The organism is Dyella humicola (genome assembly GCF_026283945.1).
Classification (GTDB): Bacteria; Pseudomonadota; Gammaproteobacteria; order Xanthomonadales; family Rhodanobacteraceae; genus Dyella; species Dyella humicola.
Genome location: NZ_JAPDPC010000001.1, coordinates 2,606,344 through 2,630,071 on the forward strand (window position 1 = coordinate 2,606,344; position 23,728 = coordinate 2,630,071).

Annotated in this window: 16 protein-coding genes and 2 tRNA genes; 12 read left to right on the forward strand and 6 right to left on the reverse strand. The window is 63.1% G+C overall.

What is annotated here, in order from left to right; genetic code table 11:
- The 3 genes from tig to OUZ30_RS11610 all read right to left on the reverse strand — a co-directional run bounded on the left by tig (window position 1) and on the right by OUZ30_RS11610 (window position 3,656).
- Window positions 1–1,293: a trigger factor gene (tig, locus tag OUZ30_RS11600; RefSeq protein ID WP_266182474.1), complete on the reverse strand. Its 1,293-nt coding sequence runs from the start codon at window positions 1,291–1,293 to the stop codon at window positions 1–3.
- Window positions 1,294–1,372: 79 nt separating this feature from the next.
- Window positions 1,373–1,457: transfer RNA gene (locus tag OUZ30_RS11605), tRNA-Leu, on the reverse strand.
- A 252-nt stretch (window positions 1,458–1,709) separates the two neighbouring features.
- Window positions 1,710–3,656, reverse strand: coding sequence for an SUMF1/EgtB/PvdO family nonheme iron enzyme (locus OUZ30_RS11610; RefSeq protein WP_266182475.1), 1,947 nt, complete (start codon window positions 3,654–3,656; stop codon window positions 1,710–1,712).
- Between the two features lie 105 nt (window positions 3,657–3,761).
- Here OUZ30_RS11610 and rnd point away from each other — a divergent pair, with 105 nt between their 5' ends.
- Together rnd and OUZ30_RS11620 are read left to right on the forward strand one after the other, a co-directional pair.
- The gene (gene rnd, locus OUZ30_RS11615; RefSeq protein ID WP_266182476.1) at window positions 3,762–4,880 is read left to right on the forward strand and encodes a ribonuclease D; all 1,119 of its coding nucleotides are present in this window, start codon (window positions 3,762–3,764) and stop codon (window positions 4,878–4,880) included.
- 63 nt (window positions 4,881–4,943) lie between these two features.
- Window positions 4,944–5,019 (forward strand) — tRNA-Ala (locus OUZ30_RS11620).
- A gap of 140 nt (window positions 5,020–5,159) precedes the next feature.
- On the opposite strand, the gene fabI is transcribed toward OUZ30_RS11620, so the two are convergent.
- The gene (fabI, locus tag OUZ30_RS11625; RefSeq protein ID WP_266182477.1) at window positions 5,160–5,942 is read right to left on the reverse strand and encodes an enoyl-ACP reductase FabI; all 783 of its coding nucleotides are present in this window, start codon (window positions 5,940–5,942) and stop codon (window positions 5,160–5,162) included.
- A gap of 138 nt (window positions 5,943–6,080) precedes the next feature.
- On the reverse strand, window positions 6,081–8,417 hold the full coding sequence (locus OUZ30_RS11630; protein WP_266182478.1) for a DUF3141 domain-containing protein: 2,337 nt from the start codon (window positions 8,415–8,417) through the stop codon (window positions 6,081–6,083).
- A 717-nt stretch (window positions 8,418–9,134) separates the two neighbouring features.
- Here OUZ30_RS11630 and OUZ30_RS11635 point away from each other — a divergent pair.
- From OUZ30_RS11635 to OUZ30_RS11675, 9 genes are all read left to right on the forward strand, one after another.
- The gene (locus OUZ30_RS11635) at window positions 9,135–11,867 is read left to right on the forward strand and encodes a cation-translocating P-type ATPase (protein ID WP_266182479.1); all 2,733 of its coding nucleotides are present in this window, start codon (window positions 9,135–9,137) and stop codon (window positions 11,865–11,867) included.
- A gap of 81 nt (window positions 11,868–11,948) precedes the next feature.
- Window positions 11,949–13,643, forward strand: coding sequence for a Na/Pi cotransporter family protein (locus OUZ30_RS11640; protein WP_266182480.1), 1,695 nt, complete (start codon window positions 11,949–11,951; stop codon window positions 13,641–13,643).
- A 23-nt stretch (window positions 13,644–13,666) separates the two neighbouring features.
- Window positions 13,667–14,500 carry a polyphosphate kinase 2 gene (gene ppk2, locus OUZ30_RS11645; RefSeq protein WP_266182481.1) on the forward strand — a complete coding sequence of 278 codons (834 nt, stop codon included), beginning with the start codon at window positions 13,667–13,669 and terminating at the stop codon, window positions 14,498–14,500.
- A gap of 185 nt (window positions 14,501–14,685) precedes the next feature.
- On the forward strand, window positions 14,686–15,336 hold the full coding sequence (locus OUZ30_RS11650; protein WP_266182482.1) for a DUF2076 family protein: 651 nt from the start codon (window positions 14,686–14,688) through the stop codon (window positions 15,334–15,336).
- A gap of 325 nt (window positions 15,337–15,661) precedes the next feature.
- Window positions 15,662–16,939 carry a Vi polysaccharide biosynthesis UDP-N-acetylglucosamine C-6 dehydrogenase TviB gene (gene tviB / locus OUZ30_RS11655; protein WP_266182483.1) on the forward strand — a complete coding sequence of 426 codons (1,278 nt, stop codon included), beginning with the start codon at window positions 15,662–15,664 and terminating at the stop codon, window positions 16,937–16,939.
- 29 nt (window positions 16,940–16,968) lie between these two features.
- Complete coding sequence (locus tag OUZ30_RS11660) at window positions 16,969–17,979, forward strand: NAD-dependent epimerase (protein WP_266182484.1); 1,011 nt, start codon at window positions 16,969–16,971, stop codon at window positions 17,977–17,979.
- 111 nt (window positions 17,980–18,090) lie between these two features.
- Entirely contained in the window at window positions 18,091–19,767 is a 1,677-nt protein-coding gene (locus OUZ30_RS11665; protein ID WP_266182485.1) for a GMC oxidoreductase, read from the forward strand.
- 5 nt (window positions 19,768–19,772) lie between these two features.
- Complete coding sequence (locus OUZ30_RS11670) at window positions 19,773–20,528, forward strand: 4'-phosphopantetheinyl transferase family protein (protein WP_266182486.1); 756 nt, start codon at window positions 19,773–19,775, stop codon at window positions 20,526–20,528.
- Window positions 20,529–20,710: 182 nt separating this feature from the next.
- Entirely contained in the window at window positions 20,711–22,111 is a 1,401-nt protein-coding gene (locus OUZ30_RS11675) for a TIGR03013 family XrtA/PEP-CTERM system glycosyltransferase (protein ID WP_266182487.1), read from the forward strand.
- Here the strand turns inward: OUZ30_RS11675 and OUZ30_RS11680 are convergent.
- A complete protein-coding gene (locus tag OUZ30_RS11680; RefSeq protein ID WP_266182488.1) occupies window positions 22,108–22,782 on the reverse strand; it encodes a hypothetical protein in 675 nt (224 codons plus the stop codon). The genes OUZ30_RS11675 and OUZ30_RS11680 overlap by 4 nt on opposite strands.
- Before the next feature lie 156 nt (window positions 22,783–22,938).
- Between OUZ30_RS11680 and OUZ30_RS11685 the strand changes: the two genes are divergently transcribed.
- Entirely contained in the window at window positions 22,939–23,706 is a 768-nt protein-coding gene (locus OUZ30_RS11685; protein WP_266182489.1) for a hypothetical protein, read from the forward strand.
- Window positions 23,707–23,728: the final 22 nt, after the last annotated feature.

A 23,728-nucleotide genomic window follows, 5' to 3' on the forward strand; every position in this document is an offset into this window, starting at 1 on the left:
TCAGGCACTGACCGGGCGCATCACCTCGTCGAAGCCCAGGTTCTGCACCGTGGTGCTGGCGTGATCTGCCACCCACTCTGCCACCTGGTCTTCCATCACGCGATTCTGCAGCCCTGACATCAGTTGGGGGTCACGATTATAGAGTTCAATGACCTTTTCCGGCTCCTCGTAGGTCGAGGCGATGGCCGCGAGCTGCTCGGCAATGCGGGTACGGTCGATCACCAGCGACTGCTTGCGGGCGATCTCACCCATGAGCAGACCGGCAATGACACGCTTGCGGGCGATCGGCGAGGCGGCCTCGATCAGCTGCGGCGGCACTTGCTGGCCGCGCGGCACGCTGCCCTGGGCCAGGTTTTGCGCCTCGGACTGCACCATCACGTTCGGCACATCCAGGTCCGGATGCGCGTCGGCCAGCTTCTCGGCCACTTCGGACTTGAGGCGGGCCATCAGCGTCGCCTTGAGTTCGCGTTCGAGGTTGGCGCGGACTTCCTTGCGGAAACTTTCCAAGTCGCCATCGACGATGCCGAACAGCTTGGCGAACTCGCCATCCACCTCGGGCAGCTTCGGCTCCTGCACCTTGATGATGTTGAAATGGACCTGGGCAGTCTTGCCGGCCAGGCTTTCGTTGCGGAAATCGGCCGGGAAAGCGATCTCGGCATCGAATTCGTCGTCTGCCTTGCGGCCAGCCAACGCCTCGTCAAGCGCCTTGAACAGGGTGCCCGAACCCAGCACGCTGCCCGCACGCTCCAGGCCGTCGGCCGGGAAGCGGTAATCGCCTGCCTGGGCCGAGTACTCAAACATGACGAAATCGCCCTCGAGCGAGGCGCGCTCGACCGGGTCGAAGCTGCGGCGCTGCGCGCGCAGGGTCTCGATCATTTTTTCGATGTCAGCATCGGTCACTTCCGCCACCGGGCGGGAGATTTCCAGCTTGGCGACGTCGACTTCCGGGAACTCCGGCATCACTTCGAAGGTAGCGGTATAGGCGATCTCGCCATCCACCGGGTTACCCGTGGTGTCGATCGCTGGGTTGGCGATCGGGCGCAGCTTTTCCTGTTCGACCGCTTCGCGCAGCGTGCTGCCGATCAGGTCGGAGAGCACTTCACCACGCACCTGGTCGCCAAAGCGCTGCTTGATCACCGCAGTCGGCACCTTGCCCGGACGGAAACCCTTGAGGCGCACAGTGCGACCCATCTCGGCAATGCGTGCGCTCACCTGCGACTCGAAGCGCTGCGCGGGAAACTTTACCGTGAGCTTGCGCTCGAGCTTGCCGACGTTTTCAACCGAAACCTGCATGACGTCTCCTGGAGTACCTGAAAGTGCGCCCGTCACAGGCGCATGGCGGCCCCCGGCCGCCTGTAAAAACAGTAAGGGATGGTGCGAAAGGGGGGACTCGAACCCCCACGAGCAAGCCCGCTGGAACCTAAATCCAGTGCGTCTACCAATTCCGCCACTTTCGCATCAGAACAACTATGAGGAACTTACCGCAAGCACCGGATTTTAAAGGGAAAAGCTGGACGAATCCGCTCTTGCACCCTACCCCGCCAGCTTCCGGACACTCCGCCCTAAGTCGATGATTCCCTTACACGAAAGCGGGTCATTTTACGGTTCGGGCAGCCGACAACACAAGCGCCAAAGCGCTCTTCGCCCGAGGCCGTGTCCATGGATGCGCGCCGTCTCGGCGAGGTTGCGACGGCGGTATGCCTTGGGCCTTAGAGCTCGCGCAAGATGCGGAAGCCGACGCGACCGCTGCGCACACTGGCATCGGCGCCTTGACGATAGGCCGAGCGCACCTGTTCCGGCGAGCTGCCCCAGGAGCCGCCGCGCACCACTCGCACGCTACAACCCGGATTGACCCAGGCTCCGCCGTCACGGGGCGCGCGCAGGTAGCTGTCGTGCCAGCAGTCCTGGACCCATTCGGACACATTGCCGTTGATGTCGTACAGACCGAACGGATTGGGTGCATAACTCATCACGGGCGCCGGCCCCCACGAGCCATCGTTATAGCCGCGAAAAGCATTGCTCCAGCGTCGCCCGCTCGGCGAGCGATCGTTGCCTCCGGTGAGGTTTTCCACTTTCGAGGTCGGCCCGCCGTCGCCCCACCAGTAGCGCGTCGTGGTGCCGCCGCGCAGGGCGTATTCAAATTCAGGCTCGCTGGGCAGGCGGAAGGTCTTGCCGGTGCGCTGGCTGAGCCATTCCACATAGGCCTTGGCGTCGTTCCACGACACGTTGACTACAGGCAGGCGGGCGTCGGCCGTGCGACCGGCATAATCCGTCTCCCAGCTCGCGTTGACGTCATCACGCATCGCCCCGGTGCCTTCGTCGTAAACACTGGCACCGCCTAACCTCACCGAATCCGGCTGATAACCACTGGCGCGAACGAACTCGCGGAACTGACCTACCGTGACGGCGGTGCGGGACAACGCAAAGCCCTTGCCGATGGTTACCTCGTGCTGCGGCGTTTCGGCGTCCTGCCGTCCGGCCTCCGCATCAGGCGCGCCCATCTGGAAGGTCCCCGTGGGTATCACCACCATCGACGGCGTTTGTCCCGGCATATCCGCAAAACGGTCAGTAAAAACCTGGCCCGGCTTGAAGCTGGCATAGAGCCTTGAGTTGGTGAGGCGCTCGCTGAAATCGCTCAGACCGGCCAGATCGGGGCTGATCGCCTTGGCCTGGTCGGCCAATTGCTGGGCCAGGGTCAGGTTGCCGGCATCGAGTGCCGAACGAGCCTGGGCGAGAATGCCCGCCCCACGCGCCTGTCGCATGCCGTCGACACGCGTATGCACATCCCGCAACGCTGGCGAATCGGGGAGGATCTGCGCCGCCTCGCCTAGCGCCTGGTCGGCGCCCTTGAAGTCGTTTTGCGCCACCGCGGCCAGTGCCCGGTCAAGCACGGCCCGCTGCACCTGCAACACGCCCTGCTCCGCCACGGCATTGTCCGGGTCCATCTGCTGCACCTGGCGATAGAGCTCCAGTGCATTGGCGCCCTTGGGCTGGTCTGCGCTGCCCTGCTGCAGCAAGGTGGCCGCCTTGGCCAGCAACGGACGCGCCTGCGACAGTGTCTTCAGCTTCACCTGGAGCTGGGCCACGTCATCTTTTGAATCGGGGATGTCCTTGAGCGTATCGAGCAGGTCGCCGGCCGACTCGGCGTCGCCAACTACCAGATCCTGGTTGATTTCCGCCACCATGCGGGCGCGTACTTCATACAAACCTTGCGCCGCACGACGGCTGTCCGGCTTCAGCTTTAGCGCCTGCTCGTAGAGTGCGACAGCGCTACTGTCGTCGCCCGCCAGCTGACCGGCGCGCAGCGCCTTGCCCGCGCGAGTCAGCAGCGCCTCGACCTCAGGCGTATCGGCACTCAACTGCTCGGGCAGATGGGTGTCCTTGTGCCCAAGGCGCGCCACGATGACCTCCGTGGGCGCCAGCGTCAGGGGCGGACCAGCGTCGATCTCCGCGACGCTCCGGGCCGGCGCTGCGGGCGTCCCGGGGGCGACGCTCGGGATCGGACCAAGATTCATGGCGCGCTTCCCCGCGACGACCGACGGCTCCACATGAAAGACGCGTGGAAAGAAGTGGAAAACGAGCGCCAAGCCGAGCACGGCAACGCCCAGGGCTCCACCCATGGCACGTTGGCGGCGTACGGATTCCTTGCTCGGCATGTTGGGCGTCCTTGGTCGGCCTGCTATGGTGCACCGCTTAACCTTAGGCACAAACCGATGTCAGGACAATGCGCGAATGCGCGTTCTGCATCGCCAGGAAGACGCATGCATCAACACTCCGCCCTCGCCCCCGACGCAGCATGGATCGATCACCGCGACGCCCTGCAAAGCTGGCTGGGAGAGTTGCCTGCCGATGCCGTGCTGGGCTTCGATACCGAATTCATGCGCCGCAATACGTTCTACCCCCAGCTGGCCCTGATCCAGCTGGGATGGAATGGACGCTACGCACTGGTCGATCCCGTGGCCTTCGACATCGGCGACGCGCTACGTCCGCTGATCGGCGACGGTGGCGCCACTACCACCATGCATAGCGCCAGCGAGGATCTCGAAGCGCTGTCGCCACTGCTGCCACACGGACCGCGCCAGCTGTTTGACACCCAGATCGCCGCCGCCTTCGTCGGCATGGGGCTGGGCATCAGCTACCGGGCCCTGGTTGCCGAGTTGACCGGTGCCGAGCTGGATAAGGGCGAAACGCGCTCCGACTGGCTGCAGCGTCCGCTTACCGAATCGCAACGTGCATACGCCACGCTCGACGTGGTCTATCTCAAGCCCGTGCACGAACAGCTCGCTGCGCGCCTGGCAGAACGCGATCGCACGGCCTGGCATGCCGAAGACTGTGAGCGCCTCAAGCAGCGCGCCTGTCACCGCGAAGGCGACCCGCAGCCGCAGCGCTCGTTTCGCGGCGCTTCCGAATGGCGACCGGAGCAGCGTGCGCTGCTTCGTCGGATCTTGCGCTGGCGCGACCAGTCCGCACGCACACTTGACCGCCCTCGTCCGTGGTTGCTCGAGGACGCGCTGGCCATGAGCCTGGCCCAGCAACCACCGTCCTCAGCCAGCGCGCTGGAACAACGGACGCGCGGACAGCGGGCACTGCGCTCACCGCAGCGAGTGGAGCTGTTGGACTTGCTTCGTCTTCCACTCGACGCCGAAGAAGTCGCAGCAGCCGACCCCATCCCCGAGTCCCCGCAGGGCGAGGCGAAGAAAGCGCTTGCCGCCATGAAAACCTATACCGATACCCGCGCCACTGAGCTGGACCTGCCCGGCGGCCTGCTTTGCCCGCGCAAGGTGCTTGAGGAATATGTCGTTACGGCACAGTGGCCGGAGTTTCTCGAAGGCTGGCGCCGCGACGTACTGCATGACGGACTGACGCGTCTACTGCCCTGACCAAAGGCTCGCCCAGGGGCTTGGCGAAGGCTGGAAGCCACTGGTAATATCGATGGCTCGTGTGGGGCGGTAGCTCAGCTGGGAGAGCGCTGCGTTCGCAATGCAGAGGTCGGGAGTTCGATCCTCCTCCGCTCCACCACTTCATTCCAATCAAAACAGCGTTTTACGCCTCGCGGCGTGAAGCGCTTTTTTGTGCTCGCAAGTCCCGGTTTTGCGTTCTCGACCAACGCTTGTACCAAGGATTGGGCTTGCTCATCCGGCCGCGCTCGATGCACGACCTCAGGCCATGATGTTGACGCCGCCGTCGATGTACAGCGTCTCGCCGGAAAGACGCCGAGCATACGGGGTCGCCAGGAATGCACAGGTGAAACCGACGTCCATGATGTCCACCAGCTCTCCCAGTGGCGCCCGCTGGGAGGCTTCGCTGAGAAGCAGGTCGAAATCCTTGAGGCCGCTGGCCGCGCGCGTTTTGAGCGGGCCTGGCGATACGGCGTGGACACGGATGCCCTGGGGGCCCAGCTCGTAGGCGAGATAGCGCGCGCAGGATTCAAGCGCGGCCTTCACCGGCCCCATCAGGTTGTAGTTCGGCACGACCTTGTTGGCGCCGTAGTAACTCATGGTCAACAGCGTGCCGCCATCCTTCATCAACGGGGCCGCCAGCCTGGCCATGCGCACGAAGGAATGGCAGGAAATATCCATCGCCGCGGCGAAGCCCTCGCTTGAACTTTGCAGCAGGCCGCCGGCGAGGTCGTCCTTGGGCGCCCAGGCGATGGCATGCACGACGATGTCGAGCTGTCCCCATTCCGCGGCGATGCGTTCGAATAGCGCCTCGAGTTCGCCAGGGTGCGACACGTCCAGCGGCAGCAACAGCGGGGCCTGCAACGCCGTCGCCAGCGGCTCGACGAAACGTCGCGCCTTGTCATTCAAATAGGTGATCGCCAGCTCGGCGCCAAGCTCATGAAAGGCCCGCGCACAGCCATAGGCAATGGAGTGCTCGTTGGCGATGCCGGTGACCAGTGCCTTGGCCCCCTGCAGGATGGGTCGCGATGCATCGATAGACATGAGACGGCTCCTTCAAGCGATCCACGCTGGCCAGGCTTGATCGACGATAACGAAGCGAGGCGTCATCGGGTTCGGTGCCACAACACGCTTGTCTTCCATCGACGCCTCCTGGCGACCATGACACGATTATCGAGATGATCAGGCGCGCGTTGACGGCGCCCCGCGCCCCGCCGGCGGCAACTTCGATGGCTCGCCGAGCACACCGCGGATCTGCGCCATCGCCGATACCTGTTCCGACGTGTGGGGTGCGCTCTGTACGCGCCGATCGCCCAGCAGCGCGTCAATCAAACCCAACAGGCGGGCACGATCTTCGGGATCAGCAAGCAGGCGCGGCAGCGTCGCCACGGCCTGCGCTGGCTCATAACGCACGATAATTTCCTGCACGCCGCGAATCCGACGCCACTCGTCGCGCGACAAGGGCGGCAGGTACTGGGCATAGTCCTTCGACAGCTCATCACGCATGGCGAGCTGGCTCAACAGCAGCGGCTCGCCCTTGCGTTCCAGCAGGTAAGCCACGCGCGCCACGGCTTGGGCATAGCCACCCTCGGCGATGGCGGCCAGCGCCTGCCTCACGTAGGACAGCTCGCGTGGATCGACCTCGGCCTGGGCCGCCTGCTTTCGCGTCTGATGGCGATCCGCCAGATGCAGCGAAAAAAGGTTGGCATAGACGCCGAAGAACAGGGACTCGGTCGCCGCATCACGCAGCGCCGTACAACAGTCGAGCGACGCACTGAGCAACGAGGCACCGGCCTTCTCGTATTGTCGCCAGGCATTGGCGCCGCCCACCGGATGGCGATCGGCCTTGACGCTCTTCGCCGCTGGCCCCAGCCACGATAGCCACGGGTTGAGGTCGGACCATGCCCATCGTTGCACGCGCAACGGATGCAGGCCACGCAGCACCTGCGCGCCTGCCTCGCTCGACAAGGACTCTACGAAAGGCTGGGCAAACAACTGGTACGCCAGCTGGTTGAATTCCGACATCTCCTCCACGGCCTGGAATGGTCGTTCATCCACGCGCCCGAATCGATTCAGTTGCGCGGCGACCTCCTCCAGTCGCAATTCGCGGAACGACACGTCATACGCCGTCTCCTGCCCAGCCACGGCGGACGGCGTGATGCTCATGCCATACAGGCCCGGCGGAAAACTCTCGATGGCCTGCAAGACCGAGACGATCTGCGCATGCTCTTTCCTGGCCACTTTGCCGGACACGAAAATGCCCAGGTGCCCCACGCTCTCGTGCATCAGGCCGACGATGACCTGGCCGCGCGCCTTGATTTCCTCGGTGCTGCCGTAGAGGTCCGCCACCCAGTTGAAAGCCTGTTGCGGCGGCGTGATGTTGTCGCCCATCGAGGCAAACAGGATGATCGGCGAGCGGATGTCGCGCAGGTCAAACGACTTGCCACTGCCATCGCTCACTTCACCGGACCACAGCTTGTTGCCTACGAAGAGATTGCGCGTGATCCATTCGATTTCCTCGCGGTTCATCAGGTAGAAGCCGCCCCACCACTGCTCGAATTCGAGGAAGCGTTCCGGCTCCGTGTCGATGTGCTCATACAGGTGGTAGTACTTGTCCCAGAAGGTGTTGGCGAGATTGAGATTCTCGAAGTTCTGCACCAGCCAGGCGCCGTCGAACTTGCCGTCGCCCAAGTCGGCGGCATACGAGGCGAGCCACGTGCCGCCGAGCAGGCCGCCCGCGTAGCGCATCGGGTTGTCGCCGGCACCCTCGCTCCATGCGCCGCTCCAGTAGGACATGGGCGCGCCGTTGATGACGATGGGTCCGGTGGTGTCCGGGTCTGAACTGGCGAGCATCATGGCCGCCCAACCGCCCTGGCAATTGCCGATGAGCGCGGGCTTGGGGCTGTCCGGATGCAGGTCGCGCACCTTGCGGAGGAAGCGTTGCTCCGCCGCGCACACATCCAGCAGGGTCTGGCCCGGCTCGGGGTCGCGATAGAAGATCACGAAATACACCGGGTGCCCGGCCCGCAACGCGACGCCGGCCTGGGAGTCGTCCTTGAATCCGCCGATGCCGGGGCCATGGCCAGCTCGGGGGTCGATGATCACATAGGGGCGCTTGCGTCCATCGACGACCACGCCGTCCGGCGGCAGGATGCGCAGCAAGGCGTAGTTGACCGGACGTTCGAAGTGGCGCGCGTCCAGCACCGTCTCATAGTCGAAGTGCAGGGCCGGCTTGAGCCCCTGCGCGGCGGCATCGACGAAGGCCGAGCCGCGCTCGCGCAAGGTGTCCCAGTAGAGGACCGAGCGCTGCGCGGCATCCACCGCATAGCGCCAGCCGTCGACCGGGTTGGCAAGCGCGGCCCACGCCTTGAGCAGGCCATCGTCCCGCCATTGCCGTTCCAGCACCCGGCCCACCTGCTCGCCGTAGCGCTCCAGCGCATGCTGGGTACGTTGATGCCAAAGGCGAGCGATCCTGGCGGCAATTTGCTGGCTCTGGGCCAACTGCGTTCCTGCGTCCATGACGTGGACCCCGCGATTCGAATGGAATGGCATGGCGGACGACACCCTTGTCGGCGCCCCAGATGGAGGCAGCTGTCGGATACGCGAGAGCCAAGCGCGCAGAGACGGGCGGGGTCGTCCCGGGTATCCAATATGAAATAGAAATGATGACAATCGCGTGTGCGCCGCCCCCATCACAAGGCGGATGCGAAGCGAGCACCGTCCTCGTTGGGGTTGACTCTCAGGGTCGACAGGGAGCGGTCCGCGCGCGAACGAAGGCGTCGCAACGCTTTGCGAGATGACCGCGGACGGCGCTCGCCGCGCTCACCAGGGCGATCTCGACCTGACGGGCAGTCAGACGAACACGACGCGCCCCTGGGCGCATTGCCAACGGCCAGACTTTCGCCAGCGTCCGTCTGACATGCCGCGCGCCGACACCTGCATCCTCGCGACAAGCCGGCAGCAGTGCAGTGCACTGCAGCATGTCGTGCGTCCCGCGACGGCCACCTACCCTAGCCTCACGCCAGCTATACACCCTGTCGCAACACACTGTGCTACCGGTAGCCAGCATGGCCGGGGAACCGTGCCCATGCCATGGTTGGGTAAGTCGTTTTGTCGATCGGCAAAGCGCTTGTTTTCCGCATGTCTGCGCCAGCCATGCGCACCCGTGACCCAGTGGTGCTTCTCTCACCGGTTCCCGGCATCTGACCCGCTAAAGACTCACAGTGGAGTTGGGCGATGAACGAAACGGCAGGCGAAGGACGGCAACAGGAGGCTCCGGCCTGGTATGCCGCGAGCGCGGAAGACGCGGCGCAAAAGCTTGGCGTCAATCCGGCGTCGGGACTGGATGCGGCAGAGGCGACGGGGCGACTTCAAAAGTACGGTCCGAACCGGCTGCCGGAAGCCGGCAAGCAAAGCCTGCTGATGAAGTTTCTCGGCCAGTTCAACAACATCCTTGTCTATGTGCTCCTCGGCGCCGGCTTCGTCAAGCTGATGCTGGGCTTGTGGATCGATGCATCAATCATCCTTGGCGTCGTCGTCATCAACGCCCTGCTTGGGTTTGTCCAGGAAGGCAAGGCCGAGAAGGCGCTGGATTCGATTCGCAACATGCTTTCTGCGGAAGCGCGAACCCTGCGCGCTGGCGAGACCCGCATGATCGCGTCCGAGCAATTGGTGCCAGGCGACATCGTGCTACTCGAATCGGGCGACAAGGTGCCCGCCGATCTGCGCCTGATTGATGTCAAGAATCTGCGCATGGAAGAAGCGGCGCTCACGGGCGAATCCGTTCCAAGCGACAAGTCGGCCAACCCCGTCGCGGCCAATGCGACGGTCGGGGATCGCCATTGCATGGCCTACTCCGGCACCCTCGTCGTTTCCGGGCGCGGGACGGGACTGGTCGTTGCGACGGGGAGCGAAACCGAACTCGGACGCATCAACCAGATGCTGGCGGCGGTCAATGCCCTGGAGACGCCGCTGCTGCGTCAGATCAAGAAGTTCGGCTACGCGATCACGGCCGTTATCTTCGTTATCGGCGCGTTGGTGTTTGCCTATGGACGCTGGGTCGAAGGCTTGCCGTTTGTCGAGATTTTCCAGGCCGTCGTCGGTATCGCGGTGTCGCTGATTCCGGAAGGTTTACCGGCGATCATCACCATTACGCTGGCCATTGGCGTGCAACGCATGGCCCAGCGCCACGCCATCATCCGGCGGCTTCCTGCCGTGGAAACGCTGGGTTCGGTGTCGCGGATCTGTTCCGACAAGACCGGAACCTTGACCTTGATGGAAATGATGGTGGTGTCGGCCGTCACTGCGGACGCCGCCTACAAGATCGAGGGCGAAGGCTATGCGCCCGCAGGACAGGTTCTGCGGGACGGCGCGCCGGCGGGCAAGGATCCGGTCCTTGATCTGATGGGCCGCGTATCCATGCTGTGCAACGACGCCGAGCTGCGCTTCGAGGAGGACCTGTGGAAGGTCGAAGGCGATCCCACGGAAGGCGCGCTGTATCCGTTTGCCAACAAGATCGGTCTGGAACGGCAGGCGCAGCAATCGGCTTATCGTCGCGTCGACGCGATTCCGTTCGAGTCGGAACATCGCTTCATGGCCACGCTCAATGAAGCGGCGGATGGCGGTCAGTTCCTTCTCGTCAAAGGCGCGCCCGAAGTCATCCTCGAGCACTGCGATCGGCAGCAGGCGAAAGACGGTCCGCAGCCGATCAATCTCCCGCATTTCCTCGCCGCGTCTGACGAGCTGGCGGCTCAGGGCGAGCGGGTGCTGGCGCTCGCCTGGCTCGATCATCCCGGTCTCGCCGATCGAAATCTCGCTCCCGCCGACTTGCCCAAGACGCTCGTCCTGCTCGGGCTGGTCGGCCTGCTCGATCCTCCGCGCAAGGAAGCGATCGAAGCGGTGAAGGAATGCCATGCCGGTGGCATTCGCGTGACGATGATCACCGGCGACCACAAGATCACGGCGGCGGCGATAGCGAAGATGCTGGGCATCGGCGACGGCAAGACGGCGCTTACCGGTGTCGAAATCGAGGCGATGGATAACGCCACGCTGCAGGAACAGGTGCAGAAGGTCGACGTGTTCGCGCGCGCCAGCCCCGAGCACAAACTTCGTCTCGTCAAGGCCATCCAAGCGAACAACCAGATCGTGGCGATGACGGGTGACGGCGTGAACGACGCGCCCGCGCTCAAGAAAGCGGACATCGGCGTGGCGATGGGCATCAAGGGCACCGAAGTCACCAAGGAAGCCGCCGCCATGGTGCTCGCCGATGACAATTTCGCATCGATCACGGCCGCCGTCCGCGAAGGGCGAACGGTCTACAACAACATAGAGAAGGCAATTCTCTTCATGTTGCCGACGAACGTGGCCCAGGCCGCCGTCATCATGGTGGCGATCCTGATCGGCTTCACCATGCCGATCACGGCGCCCCAGGTGCTCTGGGTCAATATGGTGACGTCGGTTGCGCTTGGCCTGGTCATCTCGTTCGAGCCGCACGAGTTGGACGTCATGCGTCGCCCACCCGCCGTGGCCGGGCGCCCGATCCTTACCGGGTTCGGCATATGGCGGGTGATTTTCGTCGGCATGAGCCTGCTCGCACTGACCTTGTGCGCGTTCTTCTGGATGAAGGCCCAGAACGCGTCCGATGAGCTCGGCCGGACGGTTGCAGTCAATACCCTCACCATCGGCCAGATCTTCTATCTGCTCAATACGCGCTACCGGGTCGATTCGTCACTGTCGATCAAGGCGCATCTGGGCAATCGCTATCTGCCCATGGGCATTGGCGCGGTGGTGGTCCTCCAACTGCTGTTTACCTATGCCTTGCCGCTGCAGGAGCTGTTCGGCACCGAGGCTATCCCGCTGCGTATCTGGCCGTGGCTCTTCCTTGGCGGCTTTGTGTTCTTCCTCGTGGTCGAGGCCGAGAAGTGGATCATTCGCATGTCGCGCGCATCGAAGAAATCCTCTTCGGCCTGACCTCGGGCCGGTCTTAGGACAGGACAGCTCGTTTTCGACGGCCATTCTTTTCACAGAGCGTGTCATGAGGAAAGCAAGCCCATGATGGTCACCGCACTCGCAGAGATCGAGCCGAGCAGCCTGAATCTGGTCAGGATGTTTGGCGTGCTGGTCGGCGGCCTCGCCCTGTTCCTGCTCGGCCTGGAGTTCTTGACCGGCGCCCTCAAGGCCATCGCCGGATCCAGGCTGCAGGCCATGCTGAGTGCACTGACCGCCAACCGGTTCCGCGGCGTCCTGGGTGGCGCCGTCATCACCGCCCTGCTCAATTCGTCGACCATCACCACGGTGCTGATGGTCGGCTTTGTTTCAGCCGGCCTGATGACCTTGAGTCAGTCCGTGCCCATGATCATGGGTGCCAATATCGGCTCGACGGTCACCGCGCAAATCATCGCCTTCGATGTGTCGCGATTGACACCCTTCATGCTGGCGGTCGGCTATCTGCTGCACGCCTTTGCGAAACGCGTGCTGCTACGACAACTTGGTGGCGTCATCCTGGGTCTGGGCCTGTTGTTCCTGGGCATCCAATTTATGGGCGACGCCACCCGCCCACTACGCACGTTTCAGCCGTTCATTGACGCGATGCAGGACATGGAGAACCCGCTGCTTGGCATCATCGTGGGCGCTGTCTTCACCGCGGTGGTTCAAAGCTCGGCGGCGACGCTCGCCATCGTGATTGCACTCGGCGGTCAGGGGCTGATGCCGCTGGAGGCCGGTATCGCGCTGATACTCGGCGCCAACATCGGCACCTGCGGAACCGCCTTGCTGGCCGCCATCGGCAAACCGCCCGAGGCGCTTCAGGTCGGCATCGTGCATCTCATCTTCAATGCGCTCGGCATCCTGTTCTGGGTTTTCTTCATTCCGCAGATGGCTGACCTGACGCGCTACATTTCGCCGTCGCACCCCGAGCTGGAAGGGGTTGCACGATTGGCGGCCGAAACGCCCCGCCAGGTGGCCAACGTCCATACGATCTTCAGCGTGGTCAGCACCCTGATCCTGATCTGGTTCAGCGGGCCGATCAGCAGGATCGCCCAACGCATCGTTCCATCACGACCACAGGAATCCAAACCGGCAGGCGAAGCGCTGTATCTCGACGAATCCTCCTTGACCGTACCTTCGCTGGGATTGGAGCGAATTTGCCTGGAGCTGAGACGACTAGGTGAACATGTCTTTGGCATCGTTCGACGCGGCTCGGTCACCGTCATCGATGGCAGCATGGAGGACATCAACCGGCTGCTCGAGCAGGACCGGGACACCGATCAGCTGGCGTCCGAGATCCTTCACTACATCGGCCAGTTGTCCGAAGTCGAGCATTCCAGCAAGGAAGGTCAGCGCATGGTCGGCCTCGCGCAGATCACCACGAATCTGGAGAGTGTCAGCGGGATCATCGCCACCAACCTGGTTTCGGTTGGCCAGCAAAGGCTGTCGCAAGGCATCGATCTGACGCGATTGCGCGACGAATCCACTGTGCGCTTTGCAGAAGCCGTGCTTCGAGACCTCGAGCTGGCCATCACCACGATCGGACAACCCAGCGGGGAGGCTGCGGCTCAGATCAGCGCTGCGAAAGCGGATGTCGAGGCGCTGGCCGCGGCGGCTCGGCAGGGCGTGCTCAACCGGCTGCAACTCGCCGATCGGAACGATGTGCTGAATTTTCGGCTGGCCACCGACTTGATCGAGCAATTCAGGCAAATTTCGCAGATCTCCAGGGCGATAGCGAAACGATCCGAAGACTTCAACTAGTTCAGCCCGCCGATGGTGACATCATGAGCAAACAGAAAACCAAGAAATCTGCGCCAGTGGAAAGCCCACAAGCGGCCGCCAAGGCGAAGCTGAGCCGGCAGGATTACGAAGCAAAAATCGCCGAGCTACATGCCGAACTGGTCAAGCTGCAGATCTGGGCCAAGCATACCGGCGCCAGAATCGTCGTCATTTTTGAAGGCAGGGACGCGGCCGGCAAAGGCGGCGTGATCAAGCGACTGACCGAGCGCGTCAGCCCCCGGATTTTCCGCGTGATCGCGCTCCCCGCGCCATCCGAACGGGAGCGCACGCAGATCTACTTTCAACGCTTCTTCAAGCACTTCCCGTCAGGGGGGGAGATCGTGATTTATGACCGCAGCTGGTACAACCGAGCCGGCGTCGAGCGGGTCATGGGCTTCTGTACGGACGACCAATATCACCGCTTCCTAAGGATGTGCCCGGCCTGGGAAAAGGACATCGTCGACTCGGGCATCACCCTGATCAAATATTGGTTCGAAATCAGCAAGGAAGAACAGACGCGGCGGTTCAACGGGCGCATTCGCGATCCCCGAAAGATCTGGAAACTGAGCCCGATGGACCTGGAATCGCATCGGCGCTGGTACGAATACTCGGAGGCGCGCGACGCCATGTTCGCCGCCACCGACACCAAGATAGCCCCGTGGTACGTGGTCGAGGCCGACGACAAGCGGCGGGCACGCTTGAACTGCATCTCGCACTTCCTGAGCCTGATCCCTTACAAGGAAATCGATCACCCCAAGATCGTGCTGCCCGCCAGGCAGAAGGCCAAGGGATACCGCGCGCCGGTGTACGACTATCACTTCGTGCCAGCCAAATACTGACTTCGATCCTGCCCGCCCAAGGCCCGGGCAGCCGTCGAAAGTCCCTGCGATTGGCTGACTGCCAGGCAAACGGATAGCGCAACACACTTGATGTCACGCAGAACGGGCACACTTCCGGCACTGCCCACCTGCCATGCTGCCGGTCAGAGTGGGCGCCATTCGCAGTCCACGGAGATTCGCCAGTCATGACACCGCAGGAACAACAGCTACTCGATGATTTTCTTTTGCGCCTGGCCGCTGCAAGCGGCGTGGCCAAGGACCCGCAAGCGGACGCGCTGATTCATCAGCGCCTCGCCAGTCAACCCGACGCGCTCTACCTGCTGGTGCAGCGCAGTCTGTTGCAGCAGCACGCACTCGACAGCGCCAAGGCGCAGATTGCCCAGTTGCAGGCCCAGGCGGCCGCGCAGCAAGGTGGCGGCAGTTTTCTTGGCGGACAGCCCTCCGCGTGGGGCGCCTCGCCTCCGCCGATGCCCCCGCAGGCCCAGCCACAGGCTGCCGCTCCGAGCTGGAAGGATCGTTTGTTCGGCGGTGGAGCCCCGGCCCAAGCGCCTGCCGCGCCGAGCTTCCTGGCCAGCGCAGCCACCACGGCCGCCGGCGTCGCCGGTGGCATGTTCCTGTTCGACGGTATCGAAAACCTGCTCGGCGGCCATCACGGTGGTGGCGGCTTCTTTGGCGGCGGTGGCCAGCCATCGGTGATCGAAAACGTTACCGAGAACAACTACTACGACGGCAACTCACGTGACGTCAGCTCGCGCGACGTCAGCGATCAGGACTTCGCGTCCACCGATTTTGACGATAGCAACGACGGCGGCTTCGACGACAGCAGCTGGTCCTGATCCCTGCTGACCCGCGCATGCGCTTCCACGTGCATGCGCGGGTCTTCGCCAAGCCCTGCCCTGCCATCGTCCTTGGGCGCGGGCGAATCGAAGCGGCCATATCCTCCTTCCGGCAGGCAACCAATGGCCTAGCCGCAACGATGCAATACCCTGTTAGCCTTGTTGGGCAGGCATGCCGCAGGGGCGTTCGCGTTTAAGCGGAACTTGGCACGGCCAGAGGCGCAGGGGTAGCACGCGACCCATCCGGGTGATCCATCGGATAACCTGCTGGCTAAAGCCGTGCCCTTACGCCGTGCCCTTACAAACCAGCAACCGGGACGTTGGTATGCAGAATCTGGAAAGCACCAAGCTCGCCATCATTGGCCTTGGCTACGTCGGTTTGCCGCTGGCGGTGGAGTTTGGCAAGCGCTATGACACCATCGGATTCGACATCAACCACGGGCGCATCGCCGAGTTACGCGATGGCCGCGACAACACCCTGGAAGTGAGCGCCGATGAGCTTGCCGATGTAGAACATCTGCACTTCAGCTCCGACCCGGCCGACCTCGCCGACCGCAATGTCTATATCGTGACCGTGCCCACGCCGATCGACTCGGCCAAGCGGCCGGACCTGACCCCCCTGATCCGCGCCAGCGAAACGCTGGGCAAGGTGCTCAAACGCGGCGACGTCGTCGTATACGAATCAACCGTGTATCCGGGTTGTACTGAAGAAGTGTGTGTTCCGATCCTCGAGAAAGGCTCAGGCCTGGTCTACAACCGCGATTTCTTCGCCGGCTACAGCCCCGAGCGGATCAACCCGGGTGACAAGCAGCACCGCGTCACCAGCATACTCAAGGTGACGTCCGGCTCGACGCCCGAGACGGCCGATTTTGTCGATCGCCTCTACGGCTCCATCATCACGGCGGGCACGCATAAGGCCAGCTCGCTGAAAGTGGCCGAGGCCGCCAAGGTCATCGAGAACACCCAGCGAGACCTCAACATCGCGCTGGTAAACGATCTCTCCATCCTGTTCAACAAGCTGGGCATCGACACGCTGGAAGTACTCCAGGCCGCCGGTACCAAGTGGAATTTCCTGCCGTTCCGGCCCGGCCTCGTCGGCGGCCATTGCATCAGCGTGGACCCCTACTACCTCACTCACAAGGCGCAGGAAGTGGGTCATCACCCGGACGTGATCCTGGCGGGACGCCGAACCAACGACAGCATGGGTCCACATATCGCCAACGAGGTGATTCGCCTGATGGTGCGCAAGGGCATCAACCCGGTGCGCGCGAAAGTGCTGATACTGGGCCTGGCTTTCAAGGAAAACTGCCCGGACCTGCGCAATACGCGCGTGGTGGACATCGTGCACGCGTTGCGCGGCTACAACGCCGAGATCGATGTGCACGATCCGTGGGTCAACGCGGCGGAGGCCGAACACGAATATGCACTGACCCCGATCGCGGAACCGCAAACCGGCAGCTATGACGCCGTGATCGTTGCCGTCGGTCATCATCAGTTCGTCGCGCTGGGCGCCACCGGCATTCGCGCCTTCTGCAAGCCAGCATCCGTGGTCTTCGATGTGAAATACGTACTCCCGCGCGCCGACGTCGATGGCCGCCTCTAGGGATGCTCTGATCCATAGGAATCGCCTCAATGAAAGTGTTGGTCACCGGCACCGCCGGATTCATCGGGTCTTACGTCGCGGAACGATTGCTCGATCGGGGCGATGAAGTCGTTGGTTTCGACAACCTCAACGATTACTACGACGTCTCCTTGAAGAAGGCGCGCCTTGCGCGCTTCGCGGACCGGCCTGGCTATACGCATATTCATGCCGATCTGGCCGACCGCGGCGCCATGGAGCGGGCGTTCGCCCACCACCGGCCACAACGCGTCGTCCATCTCGCGGCGCAGGCTGGTGTGCGCTACGCGGCTGAAAACCCGCATGTTTATGTGAGCAGCAACGTGGTGGGTTTTCTGCATGTGCTTGAAGGCTGCCGCCACCATGGCGTCGAACATCTCGTATTTGCCTCCACCAGTTCGGTGTATGGCGCCAACACAGCCATGCCGTTCTCCGAACACAGGTCGGCCGAACATCCGCTCACGCTCTACGCTGCCACCAAGAAAGCCAACGAACAGATGGCGCATAGCTATGCGCATCTCTATGGCATTCCAAGTACGGGGCTGCGCTTCTTTACCGTGTACGGCCCATGGGGTCGGCCCGACATGGCGCTCTTCCTTTTCACTCGCGCCATCCTTGCTGGCGAGCCGATCCGGGTTTTCAATCACGGCAGGCACAAGCGCAGCTTCACGTACGTGGACGACATCGTCGAAGGCGTGATCCGCACGCTCGACAACGTGCCCACGATCGATACGCAATGGAACAGCAACGCCCCCGATCCGGCGAACAGCGGCGTCGCGCCGTATCGCCTTTTCAACATCGGCAACGAACGCCCGGTGGAGCTGCTGCACTACATCGAAGTGCTCGAACAATGTCTTGGCCGCAAGGCGACGATGGAGCTGCTCCCGCTCCAGCCGGGCGATGTTCCCGACACCGAAGCCGATGTAACAGACCTGATACAGACCGTTGGCTATAGGCCGCAGGTGTCGGTAGAAACCGGGGTCGATAACTTTGTACGCTGGTACCGAGAGTATTTCCGTGTCTGATTGAAAGGGTCGCCAGGTAGCCTCGGATCACCTGCCCGATCCGCCACGGATCAGTTCTGAAAAACGGCCCGAGGTCGTGCTCCAGCGGGTTTTTGGCGATAGGGGGATGGAGTGATCATCGACTACCTGATCGGGTCGCATCCGGCCGACATGGATGCGGACCTGTGCATCATCGGCGCCGGGGCGGCGGGCATCACGATAGCGCGTTCGTTCATCGGCACCTCGGTAAAGGTATGCCTCGTTGAAAGCGGCGGCGAAGCGGGCGAGCAGCAAAGCCAGGCACTGTACGAAGGTAGCTCGGCGGGAGCATTAACGCTGGATCCAGGCAGCTCCCGCATGCGCGTCTTTGGCGGCAGCTGCAACTTGTGGGGTGGCGGCTGCATCCCGCTGAGTCCCCATGATCTGGACCAGCGCGATTGGGTGCCGCATAGCGGCTGGCCCATAGCCTATAGCGACCTCGTGCCCTACTACATGCGCGCGAGGGCCTTCTGCCAGATCGACGCCCACGAATTCGCCGACGGCTCGTTTGTCAGTCCGACGACCCATCCACCGCTGGATTTCGAGCAGTCCAAGCTGGTCAACCAGATCTTCGCGCGAAGCCCGATCCTGTTCGGCGAGGCGTATCGCGACGAGCTGGATCGGGCACCCAATATCCAGGTGCTGCTACACGTCAATCTGCTTGAGCTGCTGCCGACGCCGGATGGAGCGGTCGTACAGGAAGCACGGATTGGAACGCTGGGCGGCTATCGCGGCACGATTCGCGCCAGGCAATACGTGCTGGCCTGCGGCGGGATCGAAAACGCGCGCCTGCTGCTGCTTTCCGATTCGGTCGTGCCACAAGGCCTGGGTAACCAGCACGACCTGGTCGGACGCTACTTCATGGATCATCCCAGCGGAAAACTGGGCACACTTTCCACCGATGCACCTCACCGCGTCACTCGCCCCTACGACCGTCGGACCGGCAAGGGAAGCTCACCCACGTTTCCCGAAATCGGCTTGTCCCTGCAGGCACAACGTCGACAGCGATTGTTGAACGGTCGCGTCCATCCGTTCGGCGTGGAAGGCCCGCTCCCCAACGGCATTCGCGCTTTGCGCGAATTGCGCGCGGCCTTGCGCCGCCCCGTGCAGGATGAAGGGGCGCTGCTCGAGGCACGCTTGTGCGAAGCGCTTAGAAACGGCCCTGCTGGCGAGAGCTTCGCCGCACCCACCGAGAGCCTGGGCACACTGGCGCTCAGGCTAGGCCTGGGCATCGGCGACATCGCACGCGCCTTCGTGCAGAAAATCGCCGACAAACCCACGGTAAGCAGCAGCCATATCGAGTTGGTGGGATTTTTTGAGCAGGCGCCCAATCCACATAGCCGCATCACCCTCGGACCGGAAACCGATGCACTGGGGCAGCGCAAGGTAAACGTGGAGTGGCGGCTTACGCCACTCGATCACCACACTTACCGCTCGGCGGCCACGTTGTTCGGTAACGAACTGGCGCGTGCCAGCGGTGGCAGCTTTGAGCTTGAGCCTTGGCTGGAAAATGATGACGGCGCCACTCCCGAGGTACACGGCACCGCCCACCACCTGGGCACCACACGCATGTCGGATGATCCGCGCTCAGGTGTCGTCGATCGTCATTGCCGGGTACATGGCGTGCAGAACCTGCATATCGCCGGGAGTTCGGTGTTTCCCACCGGCGGCTGGGCGTTTCCGACCTTCACCATTGTCGCGCTGAGTCTTCGACTGGCGGATCAGTTGCGTAGCGCGCTTGCTACCTGCGAAAGCGTGGGTCTGTCGTAGCGGCCATGTCGGCCACACTGAGCCAGGGATTTACGCAAAGCGCCGGGGATGTACTGGATCGTTGCGACTTCGAGCCACCCGCCGCGGGCGAAGCCTGCGTCGTGCTATTCGATAGCGCGCCGTGGAGTTACTTCAGCGAGGAGGCCTGTGCACTGTTGGATCATCGCGAGCGCGAACGGGCCGTCCGCTTCCGGCATGCACGAGATCGCGATACGTATGTGCTGGCGCATGCGATGTGGCGCCATGTACTCGGCCTGACATTGCGACTGGAAGGCGCGCGGGTGCCGCTGTCCACCAGCCGCTCAGGCCAACCGATACTCACCGACACGAGCTACGCGACGAGCCTGAGCCATAGCGGCACCCAGGTTGCCATCGCGATCACGGAAGCCGCGACGATCGGTGTCGACATTGAACTCTCACCACCACGCGCCGCCTTGCGCGATCTTGCCGACGTGCTCTGCTCTACCGATGAAGCCGCCACCCTGGCATTGCTTCCGCCAGCGGAACACGAAGCGTGGCTGCTGACGCTATGGACGCGCAAAGAAGCTCTGCTCAAGGCATTTGGCGTAGGCCTCAAGGAAGCTCCTTCGAGCATGTCACTCAACGCTACGAATGTGGTTGCTCCGCCCGCTTCCGCCGGCAACGCACCCGCCTGTCGGGTTCACCTGCTACAGCTACCGCCCGGACTGGTCGGCGCATGGGCGGCGCCGGTGCACGTGGCAGGCTGTTCGTCATACGTCCTTGGGTCGCCACCGCCGTAACGATCACCGCCAGACCCGCCATCCGCATACCTCGGCAACTTGGCTGTTTCACGCCTGAAACATAGGCATGACTGCCGGCGAAACTCTGACGTAAGTTACATCGACACTGGTCATTGCACCGCTCTACTCTTTTCGCCTGCTGATGCAAAGCAGCGCAAATCTGGGGGAAAGGGGGAAGTCGGATGCTTCGTTTCCTGCGTCGGCAATCCGTACGTTGGCTCTTGCTGCTCGGCTTGTGCGAGCTGTTGTTGCTCGCGCTGTCCTTGAGCATGGCCACGTACCTACGTTATTTCCGCAGCCCGGATGAGCTGGCCGAGTTTTCGGTGCACTTGCCGGAGCGTGCGTTCGTATTCGGCACGGTCATCGTCATTGGCATGGTTGCGCTCGGTCAGTACCAGTCGCATATGCGCACCAGCCGCTTTGGCTTGCTTGCGCGACAAGCCGTGGCGTTTGCCCTCGGCGGCACCCTGCTGGTGATCGGCTATTACGTCGTGCCACAAGCCTATGTGGGTCGCGGCGTGCTGGCCATCGCGCTGTTGCTGGGCTTTGCCATGGTGTTGGGATTTCGCCTGGCCTTCCTTCGCCTGGTCGACGTGAATGCACTCAAGCGCCGGGTATTGATTCTTGGCGCAGGCCTGAGAGCCGCACAAATTCACAACCAGATGCGCCGCCGCACCGATCGACGTGGCTTCTGCGTCGTGGGTTACGTGCCCCGAATGGATGAGCCCGTGGCGGTGCCTAACGAACAACTCATGAGGCTCACCACGCCCCTGCAGGTCATTGTGCAGCGTGAGCAGATCGACGAGGTGGTGGTTGGCGTGGACGATCGTCGGGGTCACCTGCCGATGGACGACCTGCTCGAATGCCGTCAGATGGGCGTAACCATCACCGACCTGACCACGTTCTTCGAACGCGAGTCGGGACGCGTGCAGCTCACCATCCTCGATCCGTCCTGGCTGGTCTTCTCAGGCGGCTTCAATGCCACGCCATTGCGCCTGCTCAGCAAGCGCTGCTTCGATCTGGGCGCCGCCACGGTGCTGCTGCTGACGCTTTGGCCATTGATGCTGCTCGAGGCGCTGGCTATCTGGCTGGAATCGGGCCCGGGGCAACCTATCCTCTATCGTCAGGAGCGCGTCGGCGAACACGGCCGAAACTTCCTGTTGCTCAAGTTCCGTAGTATGCGTACGGACGCCGAACGCGACGGCATAGCCCGCTGGGCCAGCAAGAACGACGACCGCGTGACCCGTGTCGGACGCATCAGCCGCAAGCTGCGCGTCGACGAACTTCCGCAGTTGTGGAATGTGCTCAAGGGCGATATGAGCATTGTGGGGCCAAGGCCCGAGCGTCCCCAGTTCGTGGCTGACCTGGCCTTGCAGATTCGCTACTACAGTCTCCGGCACTGCCTGAAACCCGGCCTCGCCGGCTGGGCTCAACTGAGCTATCCCTATGGCGCCACCGTCGAAGAGGCGGCCGAGAAGCTCAAGTACGACCTGTTCTATGTGAAAAACCACAACCTGCTGCTCGACCTGCTGATTCTGATTCAGACCGTCGAGGTCGTACTGTTCGGCCGCGGCGCTCGCTAGTTGTCGGTCGCCGTTGGCACCGCGGGTGCGGTATCCGGCGTGCGCTTGGCGGTGGCCAGCGAGCGTAGCGGCGAGCTGTACCAGTCCACGACCTCGTCGTGCTCGAAGCGAATCCAGGAAGGACCGTATTCCCAGCGATCGTCATGGATGCCGGTCGGCTCACCCTCAATCGAACGCACCTGGTCGGAAGACATGCCGATCTCCAGCGCGGGCGTATTCACCGCGCTGCCTAGCGGCAGACCAGGAGTGTCCCTGGCATGGACGGAGGCATCCGGTGGTGGCGGTGACCAGGCGACGCCATTCCATAGCAGCACGGCAACGACCAGACCCACCGCCAAGACGACGATGCCCGAGCGCCGCGACGTACGGCGCCTGGATGGCAACGGAACGCGTGCGGGCTGCGCGCTCGCTTCCGGCACTGAAAAGCGCACCCGCAAGGTAGCCCCGGGCAGACGCCCGTGCTGACGCTGGAATTCCATCGCGGCGCCATAAAGCGCCGTGATGCGTTGCAGCCGGGCTTCGACCGCCGGGTCATTGGGCGCGCCAACCATCCGATCGGGATGCAGGCGTCCGACATGACGGCGGTAGGCTTGCTTGAGATCAAGCAAGCCACAACCCGGGCGCAGCCCGAGCGTTCGATACAGATCGAGAAAGTCGGTCTCGTTGGCCAAGCCGCTCCCCTGTCGGCGTTTCCACGATGCCAAACGGGGTCTGCTTAATCGCGCGGAACAAGCCACGATAGAGTGACCCTGCAGCAGAAATCATTCTTGACATAGTGTGACGTGGTTCGCAATATCTCTTTCCCAGTAGACGGAGGGGACCGCATCATGCACGGCCGTCGAAACCACGTTGCAGCCTCTTGCCGACGCGCCACGATGGCGGCCCTGCTGATGGCGGGAGCCACCGCGACCCAGGCAGCTGACGCCCCTCCCGCCGTGCAAGCCTCGCCATCGCTCGGCGCACACACCCTGCTGACGCATTCCGAGGGCATGGGTATAGCGCCGGCTGTCACCTCACCCATCGATACGCAACCCACAGGCAGCTCGCTGATCGTGCTCAACGGCGGCTATGCGGGAAACGCCGACAAGCCTGTGGACAGCTATGACAATCGCTGGAAGCGCATGGGCGACACCGTGGTCTACAACGGTTACAGCGGCGCTTTCACCGTCTCCGCCTACGTCGTGCTCTCCGCCAAAGGAGGCGCCGGCCACACGGTTACCATCGGCAAACGCGCCAATGCCGCCGGCGAGATCTCGATACCCTTTATCGAGGTCATGCATGCCGGCGTGTTGAAAGACGTGGCACAGAACTACCCTGCCCCGGCGCTCGTGCTGACCAGCGGCAACGTCACCACGACGGGGCCGGCGACCCTGGTCGCCGTCTGGTGGGGCGATGGCCCCGTCAAACGCATGACGACGCGCCCGGACCATGAGTTCACCATGCTCGACAGCTACCTGACCCTGCCGGACAACAGCGGCGTGCAAGTTGCCGTCGCTTACAGGCAGGTGGCGTCGGCAGGCACCTATAACGTCAGTTGGATTGGCTCGCCGATCCAAGGCGCCATACTTTGGCTATTCGCGTTCCAGTCCAAATAGGCCTGTGGCGCCGAAGCGCGTG